Consider the following 10,947-nt stretch of genomic DNA (forward strand, 5'->3'; position numbering starts at 1 on the left):
AATAATGGTGAAAAGTATAATGGTTCAAGGAACCGCCTCAGACGTAGGAAAAAGTATCTTAGTAGCAGGCTTGTGTCGTATTTTGGCTCAAGATGGTTATGCCTGTGTGCCGTTTAAATCTCAGAATATGGCTTTAAATTCTTATATTACATTAACTGGCCATGAAATGGGAAGAGCTCAAGTTTTTCAATCTGAAGCAGCAGGCAAAGAACCAGATGTTCGAATGAATCCAGTCCTCTTAAAGCCGACATCAGATCGTAAATCTCAAGTCATTTTTAATGGGAAAGTTTTATCTAATATGGATGCTGTGGAGTATCATGAATTTAAACCAACTCTTAGTCAAAAAATCTCAGAAATATATGAAGAACTAGGTGCTAAAAATGATGTTGTTGTGATTGAGGGAGCAGGAAGTCCAGCTGAAATTAATTTAAATAGCCGAGATATTGCTAACATGGGAATGGCAAAAATAGCAGACGCACCTGTTATTTTAGTGGCAGATATTGATCGAGGTGGAGTTTTTGCTTCGATTTATGGCACAGTAGAATTACTCGAAAAAGAAGAAAGAGCTCGAGTAAAAGGCGTTATTATTAATAAATTCAGGGGTGATAAAGCCCTACTTGATCCAGGCCTTGAGATGATTGAAAATTTGACTAATATTCCTGTTTTAGGTGTTGTTCCCTATGAACACTTTAAAATTGAAGATGAGGATAGCGTTGCTTTAAAAAATGTGAATCGCTTCTTTGATTCAAATAAAAAAATTGATGTTGCGGTGATTTCTTTAAGTAAAATGTCAAATTTCACTGATTTTAATAGTTTAGAATTAGAACCAGATGTTTCTGTTAGATATGTCTTTTCTGGAGATAAAATTGGTCAGCCAGATGTTTTAATTATTCCAGGTAGCAAAAATACCTTAGAAGATAGTGTGTTTTTACAAGAGAGTGGTTTAGCTAAGCAAATTCAAGCATTAAGAAAAAGCGAAACTTATATTTTTGGTATTTGTGGTGGTTATCAGTTGCTTGGAGAGACATTACATGATCCTAAACAAATGGAATCCACGACTGGTACAGTAAACGGTCTAGGTCTATTACCGGTAGAAACAACGATTCAAGACATTAAAGTAACTGCCCAAGTAGAAGGTAAAAGGAATCAGTTAAATGTTTCTGGTTATGAAATCCATATGGGAGAAACTATTTTAAAAAAAGGCCAACCTTTTGCTAGAATTTTAAAAGAGAATAATCAAGAAGTAGATCGACTAGATGGCGCTGTGAGTGAAGATGGAAAAGTATATGGAACGTATCTGCATGGTATTTTTGATGGGAGCGACTTTAGACATGATTTCTTTAATCAAGTCAGACAAACTAAAGGAATAGCACCTTTAAAAGAAAAGACCCAAGAATATAAAGTGTTTAAAGAAGAGCAGTATGATAAATTAGCAGATTGCTTACGTCAAAACTTAGATATGAAAAAAATATATGAAATTATTAACCAGTCTGATAAAGGAAGTGATTAGATGGCGGTGTACACACGAACAGGTGATCAGGGTTCAACTAAATTAGTAGGTGGTGTGAAAGTTAGAAAATATCACCCTCGCGTTGAAGCGTATGGAACGACAGATGAGTTATGTTCTTTATTAGGGCACAGCCTATCACTCTTAGCAATTGAAGATGATGAATTCAAACCTGAGTTAGTTAAAATACAACAATTTATTTTTGATTGCTCTAGTGATTTAGCTGTGCCTAATGAGGGGATGAGACCTTATAAAGTAACGAAAGAAAGTCATTTGTGGCTAGAAAAAAGAATCGATGCTTATTGGAAAGAATGTCCTAAAATTAATAAATTTATATTACCAGGAGGCACACCATTTGCTAGTTCTTTACAAGTGGCAAGAACTGTTACAAGACGTTCAGAACGATGTGTTGTATTTTTAATGGATGAAGGAGAAGCTATTAATCAAGAGGTGCTTGTCTTTTTAAATCGATTATCAGACTATTTTTTTGTCTTAGCACGCTTAATTAATTATCGCGCTGGAGAATTAGAATTAGACTACGAAAATAGCCCACAAGTATTTTCTAGGAGGAAGAAAAGTGTATCCGATAACGGTTAATTTAAAAAACAAACAAGTGTTGATTATTGGTGGCGGTAAAATTGCGGCACGAAAAATAAAAGGACTATTAGGTGAAGGCGCTCATATTACAATAGTCTCACCTTCACTACATAGTGAAATTGATGAAAAATGTGTGACGTGGCTAAAAAAAGAATACGAATCTACGGATATCACACCAAAAATTCAGCTAATTTTCGCTTGTACAGATGATAAAGTCTTAAACGAACAAGTCTTAAATGATGCGCTACCATCTCAATTAGTTAATGTGGTTAGTAATAAAGAGACATCAGATTTTTATAATATGTCGATGATTAAGCATCAAGGTTTAAAAATTGGGATTTCAACAGAAGGAGCTTCTCCTCTAGTTGCTAAAGAGACAAGAATAAAACTACAAGAATGGTTAAAGAATAAAGAGGAGTAATGCGTAATGCATATTTTATATGTGGGATTAACTTATAAAAACACGCCGGTTAGATTAAGAGAACGAGCGACATTTTTAAATCAAGATATTCAATCAGCTAATCAGCAATTATTTAGAACAAAGAGTATTCTTGAAAATGTGATTATTTCAACGTGTAATCGAACAGAGCTATATGTGGTGGTGGATCAGTTACATACCGGGAAATACTATACCAAACACTTTTTAGCAGATTTTTTTAACTTGCCAGTTGAAGAATTAGAGAACTACTTAACGTTTAAAGAAGACCATGAAGCGTTGGTTCATGCATTTAGATTGGGGTGTGGTTTAGATTCAGCAGTACTAGGTGAAACACAAATATTAGGGCAATTAAAAACCAGTTTTTTAGAATCGCAAAAATCAGGAACAACTGGGACAATATTTAATAAACTATTTAATGAGATGATTTGTTTTTCAAAAAAAATGCATAGCTCATATAAATTTAATGAGACATCCGCTTCATTAAGCCAATCAGCTTTACAAATTGCCAATGAAGAATATCACGATTTATCTGATAAACATTTATTTGTCATTGGCGCAGGGCAAATGAGCGAGTTGGTTATCAAAAATTTACAAAATTTTGATTTAAAAAAGATTAGTATTTTCAATCGTACCTTAGAAAATGCTAAAAAATTAAGTCAATTTTCTCAAGTTGAGATGAATTACTATCCGCTAGAAGAGTTGACTGAAAAATTGGAACAAGCAGATTTAGTTATCTCAGCTATTTCAACGCCACAAACGTTGATTACTAAAACAATGCTTCATGAAGCTGAATTAAGTAAAAAAATTTTACTATTTGATTTGGGCTTACCAAGAAATATTAATCCTCACTGTCAATTGGTTGAACATGTTACACTTTACAATGTAGATAGTATCGGTGAGCGTATTAATCAAGGTGCTAAAAAACGTCAAGAATTGATGATTAAGGTTGCTAAAGAAGTGGATGTATCTGTTGCAGATTTTGAAGAGTGGGAAAAACAATTAGGCATTATCCCAGTGATCACAGAACTGAGAATTAAAACATTAGAGGCAGAAGAAAGTGCACTTAAAAGTCTACAAAGTAAATTGCCAGATTTGTCTGAAAGAGAAGTTAAAATTATAAGAAAACACATGAAAAGCATTGTGAATCAATCGTTAAGAACACCCATTAGAGAAATTAAAGAATTATCAACGGAAGAAAATGCTGTTTATGATATCCAGTTATTTAAACGAATATTTGGGATTGAACTTGAAAAGGAGAATTAGAGTGGAACGAATAATTCGAGTTGGAACAAGAGGGAGCCAACTAGCAACAACACAAACCAAACAAGCAATGGCAGAGATCAAAGAAAGATATCCAAATATTCAATTAGAACTAATTGAAATTGTGACTAAAGGTGATCGATTAAAAGATCATAGTTTAACAACAATTGGTGGTCAAGGGGCTTTTGTTAAGGAAATTGAACATCAGTTGCTTGCTAAAGAAATTGATATAGCAATTCATAGCTTAAAAGATCTACCAACCGTTATTCCGAATGAATTAGAAATTGGCTGTACGTTGAAACGAAAAAGTCCTTATGACTGCTTAATTGTGAAAGATAAACACTACAATTTAGAAACTTTACCAAAAGGAGCTAAAGTTGGAACAAGTAGCTTAAGAAGGCAATCTCAGTTGTTAAAGATAAGACCAGATTTAGACATATTACCGTTAAGAGGAAATATTGATACACGTATCAAACGTTTAGTTGAAGGTCATTATGATGCGATTATGTTGGCACATGCCGGAATACAACGATTAGCAGTTTCAGAAGATGACGTCTTTTTTAATGTTTTAACCAGCAAAGAGTGTTTACCTGCTATCGGTCAAGGTGCATTAGCACTTCAATGCCGAAAAGAAGATATGGAAGTATTAAAACTTCTTAATAGTATGGAGGACAAAGAGACAAGGCAAGCAGTTGAAGCAGAACGAGCTTTTCTTCGAACAATGGATGGTAGTTGTACCTTTCCAATCGGGGGATTTGCTAGAATTGAAAGTAAACAAGTTATTGTTGAAGGAATGATATCTAACTATAATGGAACTGAAATGATTAGAGAAATCTGTCGTCATGAAGATCCCATTGAAGCGGGGCGTTTATTAGGTGAAAAGCTATTAAACCAAGGCGCTGAAAGACTTATTAGGGAGTGTCAATCTTATGTTAAGAACAATCCTTTACACACGGGAAGACTCATGCCCGGAAGCTATTAAAAAAGAATTCCAAGAAGTTCAAGTTAATATTATAGAGGTACCAATGATTAAAACAGTGGGACTAGCACACGAATTACCCACAGAAACGATTGATTGGATTTTTTTTACAAGCCCTAATACAATAAGATATCTTAATCAAGGATTGGATTTAAAAAAAATTAAAGTAGCTTCAATCGGGAAAAAAACAAGTGATGCTTTAAGAAAAAAAGGAATTTTAATTGATTTTGAGCCCACAGAAGCAGTTGCAGAAGTAATGAGTCTAGAATGGCTGGCAACACAGTCAAAAAAACAAACAGTTTTTCTACCCAATAGCACGTTAGCTAGAGAGATAATACCAAAAATGTTAGAAAATGAAGCACACAGAGTAATAGAGAAACATGTATATCAAACATTTTTTCCAAGTGAGTCAAAGGCTAAATTAAAAGAAGTTTTTCGTAAAAAAGAAATCATGTCTGGAATATTTGCTAGCCCAAGCGCTTGGCATCATTTTAAGCAAGTGGCAGATGAGGAGCAAGTGGATTTAAGTGAGTGGTCATTTTATTCAATTGGTACTATCACTACACAAGCGATTGAAAAAACAGGCGAAGTTGTATCAAAGCAAAGTACGATTTATGATATGTCACATTTATATGAAGTTATTTTAAAGGAGATCAAAAACAATGGAAAAATTCATGCGTCATAGAAGACTAAGACAATCAAATTATATGAGAGACATGGTCAGAGAAAATCAGTTAATTTTAGATGATTTAATCTATCCAATGTTTGTAGTAGAAAGCGGTCAAACAAAAGAAATCAGCTCCATGCCAGGAATCTATCAATATACATTAACCGATTTTAGTACTGAATTAGATGAATTAAATCAATTAGGTATCAAGGCAATTCTTTTATTTGGTATTCCTGAATGCAAAGATGCTGTGGGAACAGGAGCGTATCATAATCACGGAATTGTTCAAGAAGCTATTAGAATTTGCAAAAAGAAATATCCTGAAATATTAGTTATTGCAGATACATGTCTTTGTGAATACACAGATCATGGTCATTGTGGTGTTGTTGAAGATGGTTACGTAAAAAATGATGAAAGTTTAGAATTACTTGTTCAAACAGCTGTTAGTCAGGCAAAAAGTGGGGCTGATATTATTGCACCATCTAATGCGATGGATGGGTTTGTTTATGCGATTAGAAAAGGTTTAGATGAAGCTGGATTTACGAATATACCAATTATGTCTTACGCTGTGAAGTATGCCTCAAGTTTTTATGGTCCATTTAGGGAAGCCGCAGGAAGTGCACCACAATTTGGTGACCGTAAAACGTATCAAATGGATCCTGCTAATGGACGTGAAGCAATGAGGGAGCTGGAAAGTGATATTGCAGAAGGTGCTGATATGTTTATTATTAAACCAAGTATGTCTTTCTTAGATGTGGTGAAAGAAGCTCGTGGAAAAACAGACGCACCAATTATTTGTTACAATGTAAGTGGTGAATATTCAATGGTTAAAGCAGCTAGTCAAAATGGTTGGATTGATGAAGAGCGCGTGGTTAATGAAATGCTAATCTCTATGAAACGAGCAGGAGCCGATATGATTATGACTTATTTTGCCAAAGATATTGCCAAAAGAATGAAAGAAGTTGAAAAATAAAATGAGACAAACAACTAAATCAGAATTAGAATTTAAACAATCAAATAACGTTTTTCCAGGTGGAGTAAATAGTCCAGTTAGAGCATTTGGCTCAGTGGGAGGAACACCTTTATTTATTGATAAAGCCAAGGGTTCTCATATTTATGATGTAGATGGAAATGACTATGTGGATTATGTTTTGTCGTGGGGACCAATGATTTTAGGTCATGCCCAAGATAAAGTGGTCAAATCAGTGATGGAAACAGCACAAAAAGGGACAAGTTTTGGAGCACCATCTCCTTTAGAAACAGAACTGGCAAGTTGGGTTAAGAAAAGAGTGCCTTCAATCGAAACCATGAGAATGGTTAACTCTGGTACCGAAGCGACAATGAGTGCGATTCGTTTAGCAAGAGGTTACACTAAAAGAGAAAAATTTATTAAATTTAATGGCTGTTATCACGGTCATAGTGATTCCTTTTTAGTGAATGCAGGTTCTGGTGTAGCAACATTTGAATTAGAAGATTCACCTGGTGTTCCTAAAGAGCTAATCAAAGCAACGCTAAGTTTGGATTTTAATGATTTAGAAGCAGTAGAAGAAGCATTCAAGAGATACCCAGAAGAAATTGCAGCAGTTATTATCGAACCAATTGCTGGAAATATGGGCTTGATTCCAGCTAAACCTGAATTTCTTAAAGGCATTAGAAGATTAACAAAAGAGTATGGCGCATTATTTATTTTTGATGAAGTAATGACAGGTTTCAGATGTGATTATGATTCTGCCCAAGGTCTATATGGAATTGATCCAGATTTAACTACGTTAGGTAAAGTGGTTGGAGGAGGACTTCCGGCAGCAGTCTTTGGTGGTAAGAAAAAATATATGGATCAGATAGCACCAGTGGGAGCTGTTTATCAAGCAGGAACGTTATCAGGTAATCCTTTGGCGATGGCAGCAGGAATCGCTACTTTGGAGCAATTAACAAAAGAAGATTATGAAGAGATGAATAAAAAAGTTCTTCGATTAACTGATGGCATTAAAGAAATCGCCAATCAACATCACATTCCGATTCAAGTTTCAGCAAGAGGAACGATGTGGGGCTTCTTCTTTAACGAAAGTCCAGTGATTGATTTTAAAACTTCTAAGGCAAGTGATCAACATTTCTTCTCTCATTTCCATAAAGAGATGTTGAATCAAGGTATTTATTTATCACCTTCCCAGTTTGAAACGAATTTTATGTCAACCGCTCATACAAATGAAGACATAGAAAAAACGCTTCAAGCTTTTAATGAAACGTTTGAAGCTTTAGCTAAAAAAGGTATTGTTTATGAAGGTAAGTAGTTACAGAGACTTAACAATTATGACAGTCACTCATGGTTTACAATTAGTTGTGGCTTGTGATAGTAGTGCTAGTATTGGCCATAAAGAGTATGATGCCGTTAAGATTGATCCAGAAATAGTAGCAGCTTGTTGTTTAAGAGTGCCGCTATTTGAGTTGATATGTGTCGGAGCAAAACCTAACTTAGTAGTGGATATGATAGGTAATGAGTATGATACAACAGGGAAAAAAATGATTTCAGGCATTCAATCAGAACTCAAAAAAGCAGAACTAGAAAATCTCCCGATAAATGGAAGTACGGAAGAAAATATGTTAACACAAATGTCTTCACTTGGTATTACTGTGATTGGTGAAATAGAGGGTAAGTTTATACAACCTATCATTCATAAAAATGATTATTTGTACCAACTAGGGCAACCTTATGTGGGGAATGAAGTGATCGCTAATTTAGATTCGTTGTGTGATTATAATGATCTCTATCAACTAAAATCAGATTTTAGTGTGATAGATATGTTACCGGTTGGCTCAAAAGGGATCAAGTATGAGAGTCAAATTTTAGCTAGGGATAATGAGTTAGAAATTGAATTTTATCATCCAAACGATGAAACATTAAAAAGATCAGCAGGTCCATCAACAGTTGTTTTAGTTGTTGTCCTGGAAAAAGAACGAGAAAAATTTAACTTAAATCATACAAATGTTGTTGAAATTGGGCAATTTAAATAGGAGTGAACAGTCTGAATGGGGAAAATAATTTTAGTAATTGGCGGTGCTAGAAGTGGTAAATCTACTTTTGCAGAAGCCAAATTACAAGAGAAATCATCAGTGTGCTATTTAGCCACAAGCTTGGTAGATTCAGAGGATACTGAAATGGTTGAACGTGTTAGAAAACATAGAAAACAAAGACCTAGCACATGGCACACAGAAGAAAGATATCGTAATATAGGCGATTATCTTTCTAAGAATAAAAATTATGATGGTTATTTATTAGATTGTGCGACGACTCTTTCCATGAATTATTTTTATGCCATGATGACGGATCAATACGGAAAGAACTATGAGATGATTGATCAGATAATAGCTCAATTTACAGAAGACGAAAAAGATAAAATCGAGAGCCAAATTATGAATGAATGGCAACATATATTAAGGGAAGTTAAAAGTGTCGAAGGTGATATCTACATAGTGTCTAATGAAGTGGGGTTAGGAATCGTACCAGAAAATTCTTTCACGAGATGGTTTCGAGATGTCTATGGACGTGTTAATCAATTGTTAGGAAAGGAATCAGATAATGTGTACTTAGTTGTGGCTGGGATTCCGGTGATGATTAAATGATAAAAAGTCTGATTCTCTATTTTCAATTTTTCACTCAAATTCCTATTCCGATTGGAGTCGATAATCCAACTGAAAAAATGAGAACGGGAATAAAATATTTTTCCTTTTTTGGTTTGTTAGTTGGGATAATTGAGGGACTTATTTTTTTGATTAGTACACAAGTAATGAGTTTGTCGATGGCTTGGCTAGTAGTCCTCTTTGCGGATATTATTTTAACGGGTGGCTTTCATTTGGATGCTGTAGCTGACATGGCAGATGGTTTATTTTCTTCTCGAAAAAAAGAACGAATGCTAGAGATAATGAAAGATAGCCGAGTAGGTAGTAATGGTGTTTTAGTTTTAATATTTTATTACTTAATTTGTTTTGTTTCATTCTTTGAAATAGCTTCAAGTTTAGACGTTAAAACAGGAATTTATCTTGTCATTGCTTTTAATCTTATTGGAAAAATGAGTATTTCACTTTTATTTTATAGAATGACTTATTCTGGAAGTAATCCTAAGGGGTTAGGCACTGTTTTTGTTGGTGTAAAATTAATAGATATCTTGATTGCTCAAGTATCTGGTTTGGTTATTCTTTTTTTGATGTTTGATTATCAAGGTTTAATCGTTTATGTTGCGGTATTTCTTTTTGTTTTACTTTATAAAAAATTTGTCTATAAAAAAATTGATGGTTTAAATGGAGATACGTTGGGTGCGGCATCACCATTGAGTCAAATCGTTTTTATGTTGTTTATTAGATGGATGTTAAAATTATGACCCGTAAAATTTATCTTATCAGACATGGTGAAACTGATTTAAATAAGGCAAAATGTTTTTATGGTAGTTTGGATGTTTCAATTAATAACACAGGAAAACGTCAAGCCCTGAGCTTAAAAGAAGCTTTTCTAGAAATAAATCCAAATAATATTTTTATTAGTGGAAAAAAAAGAACAAAGGAAACAGCTGATATAGTATTTCCGAAGCAAGCTAAGATTATTGAAGAACGTTTTGCGGAAAAAGGATTTGGTGAGTGGGAGGGTCTTGATGCAAATGCCATAGAAAAATCATATCCCGAAGAATGGCAAAAATGGCTAGATGCCCCTTTCGATTACACACCACCAGAAGCGGAAAATTTTAGTGATTTTAAAAAAAGAGTATTAACTGCGTTTCAGGAGATGATTGAAACCACAACCGACAATGTGGTGATCATTAGTCATTTAGGTGTAATCAGAACAATAGTTAGTTATGTATCAAGCATAGATGATTTTTGGTCAATTAATTTAGAGCAGGATGCATGGCTTGAATTAGAAATAAAAACAATCTAAAGTACCTAGAAGAGGTGACTTTAGATTGTTTTTTTAGATTTTTTTCAGACGAGTAATTATGATTATCCCAGAAAAAAGAGTCATCATAGTACCAAGAGTAACAATTAACCAATTATTTTTAGAACTAGTTTTTGGTAAAGTTCTTTGCGTAGTAGTTGGTAATATTTCGCTATTGTTTGGTATATCTAGTTCCTCTGAATTGATAACAACTAGAGATTCTTTAGTTGTCTGATCTATTCTAGGTGTTTTTTCTAGTGTGATTTCTTTTTTAGCTTCTTCTGTTTTACCTAGTGTTTCTTTAATTGGTTTGACAACTTTAATTTCAGGTTGAGTCGATTTTACGTCTTTTGGCTCAATTAATTCATTTTTCTCAACCTCAGTTTTAGGTGTTTCTGGTTGGATGGACTCGATATCAGTAATAGATTCCTCTTCGACAACAGACTCAGATTCTCCGACTTTAATTTCAGGTTGAGTCGATTTTACGTCTTTTGGCTCAATTAATTCATTTTTCTCAACCTCAGTTTTAGGTGTTTCTGGTTGGATGGACTCGATATCAGTAATAGCTTCCTCTTCGACA

At 34.1% G+C, this 10,947-nt stretch carries 13 protein-coding genes; 12 read left to right on the forward strand and 1 reads right to left on the reverse strand.

The genetic code is table 11. The features are described from left to right. Positions 1 to 4: 4 nt before the first annotated feature. The 12 genes from FM121_RS09215 to FM121_RS09270 are packed head-to-tail and all read left to right on the forward strand — an operon-like array spanning position 5 to position 10,370. Entirely contained in the window at positions 5 to 1,510 is a 1,506-nt protein-coding gene (locus tag FM121_RS09215; RefSeq protein ID WP_086951862.1) for a cobyric acid synthase, read from the forward strand. Then, positions 1,511 to 2,104, forward strand: a complete 594-nt coding sequence (locus FM121_RS09220) for a cob(I)yrinic acid a,c-diamide adenosyltransferase (RefSeq protein ID WP_086951863.1) — start codon at positions 1,511 to 1,513, stop codon at positions 2,102 to 2,104. Beyond that, complete coding sequence (locus FM121_RS09225; protein WP_179203845.1) at positions 2,085 to 2,525, forward strand: precorrin-2 dehydrogenase/sirohydrochlorin ferrochelatase family protein; 441 nt, start codon at positions 2,085 to 2,087, stop codon at positions 2,523 to 2,525. The genes FM121_RS09220 and FM121_RS09225 overlap by 20 nt, the downstream gene beginning before the upstream one ends. A gap of 6 nt (positions 2,526 to 2,531) precedes the next feature. After that, a complete protein-coding gene (hemA, locus tag FM121_RS09230; protein ID WP_086951865.1) occupies positions 2,532 to 3,806 on the forward strand; it encodes a glutamyl-tRNA reductase in 1,275 nt (424 codons plus the stop codon). 1 nt (position 3,807) lies between these two features. Further along, positions 3,808 to 4,785 carry a hydroxymethylbilane synthase gene (hemC, locus tag FM121_RS09235; protein WP_256958440.1) on the forward strand — a complete coding sequence of 326 codons (978 nt, stop codon included), beginning with the start codon at positions 3,808 to 3,810 and terminating at the stop codon, positions 4,783 to 4,785. After that, positions 4,733 to 5,467 carry a uroporphyrinogen-III synthase gene (locus tag FM121_RS09240; RefSeq protein ID WP_086951867.1) on the forward strand — a complete coding sequence of 245 codons (735 nt, stop codon included), beginning with the start codon at positions 4,733 to 4,735 and terminating at the stop codon, positions 5,465 to 5,467. The genes hemC and FM121_RS09240 overlap by 53 nt, the downstream gene beginning before the upstream one ends. Further along, positions 5,445 to 6,422: a porphobilinogen synthase gene (gene hemB / locus FM121_RS09245; RefSeq protein ID WP_086951868.1), complete on the forward strand. Its 978-nt coding sequence runs from the start codon at positions 5,445 to 5,447 to the stop codon at positions 6,420 to 6,422. The genes FM121_RS09240 and hemB overlap by 23 nt, the downstream gene beginning before the upstream one ends. Position 6,423: 1 nt before the next feature. Next, on the forward strand, positions 6,424 to 7,737 hold the full coding sequence (hemL, locus tag FM121_RS09250) for a glutamate-1-semialdehyde 2,1-aminomutase (protein ID WP_086951886.1): 1,314 nt from the start codon (positions 6,424 to 6,426) through the stop codon (positions 7,735 to 7,737). Continuing rightward, positions 7,724 to 8,458: an AIR synthase related protein gene (locus tag FM121_RS09255; protein WP_086951869.1), complete on the forward strand. Its 735-nt coding sequence runs from the start codon at positions 7,724 to 7,726 to the stop codon at positions 8,456 to 8,458. Before hemL ends, FM121_RS09255 begins: the two co-directional genes overlap by 14 nt. Positions 8,459 to 8,473: 15 nt before the next feature. Beyond that, the gene (gene cobU, locus FM121_RS09260; RefSeq protein WP_086951870.1) at positions 8,474 to 9,067 is read left to right on the forward strand and encodes a bifunctional adenosylcobinamide kinase/adenosylcobinamide-phosphate guanylyltransferase; all 594 of its coding nucleotides are present in this window, start codon (positions 8,474 to 8,476) and stop codon (positions 9,065 to 9,067) included. Beyond that, positions 9,064 to 9,822: an adenosylcobinamide-GDP ribazoletransferase gene (cobS, locus tag FM121_RS09265; protein WP_086951871.1), complete on the forward strand. Its 759-nt coding sequence runs from the start codon at positions 9,064 to 9,066 to the stop codon at positions 9,820 to 9,822. Before cobU ends, cobS begins: the two co-directional genes overlap by 4 nt. Next, on the forward strand, positions 9,819 to 10,370 hold the full coding sequence (locus FM121_RS09270; protein WP_179203846.1) for a histidine phosphatase family protein: 552 nt from the start codon (positions 9,819 to 9,821) through the stop codon (positions 10,368 to 10,370). Before cobS ends, FM121_RS09270 begins: the two co-directional genes overlap by 4 nt. 33 nt (positions 10,371 to 10,403) lie before the next feature. Here FM121_RS09270 and FM121_RS09275 read toward each other — a convergent pair. Then, positions 10,404 to 10,947: LPXTG cell wall anchor domain-containing protein (locus tag FM121_RS09275; RefSeq protein WP_143597076.1), on the reverse strand; the 544-nt coding region annotated here is incomplete at its 5' end.

This window comes from Vagococcus fluvialis bH819 (genome assembly GCF_900163795.1).
Classification (GTDB): domain Bacteria; phylum Bacillota; class Bacilli; order Lactobacillales; family Vagococcaceae; genus Vagococcus; species Vagococcus fluvialis_A.

Coding starts and splice junctions, on each gene's coding strand:
- cobU (WP_086951870.1), top strand. CDS start 8,474: ATGGGGAAAATAATTTTAGTAATTGGCGGTGCTAGAAGTGGTAAATCT.
- FM121_RS09255 (WP_086951869.1), top strand. CDS start 7,724: ATGAAGGTAAGTAGTTACAGAGACTTAACAATTATGACAGTCACTCAT.
- cobS (WP_086951871.1), top strand. CDS start 9,064: ATGATAAAAAGTCTGATTCTCTATTTTCAATTTTTCACTCAAATTCCT.
- FM121_RS09240 (WP_086951867.1), top strand. CDS start 4,733: ATGTTAAGAACAATCCTTTACACACGGGAAGACTCATGCCCGGAAGCT.
- hemL (WP_086951886.1), top strand. CDS start 6,424: ATGAGACAAACAACTAAATCAGAATTAGAATTTAAACAATCAAATAAC.
- FM121_RS09215 (WP_086951862.1), top strand. CDS start 5: ATGGTGAAAAGTATAATGGTTCAAGGAACCGCCTCAGACGTAGGAAAA.
- FM121_RS09270 (WP_179203846.1), top strand. CDS start 9,819: ATGACCCGTAAAATTTATCTTATCAGACATGGTGAAACTGATTTAAAT.
- FM121_RS09220 (WP_086951863.1), top strand. CDS start 1,511: ATGGCGGTGTACACACGAACAGGTGATCAGGGTTCAACTAAATTAGTA.
- hemA (WP_086951865.1), top strand. CDS start 2,532: ATGCATATTTTATATGTGGGATTAACTTATAAAAACACGCCGGTTAGA.
- hemB (WP_086951868.1), top strand. CDS start 5,445: ATGGAAAAATTCATGCGTCATAGAAGACTAAGACAATCAAATTATATG.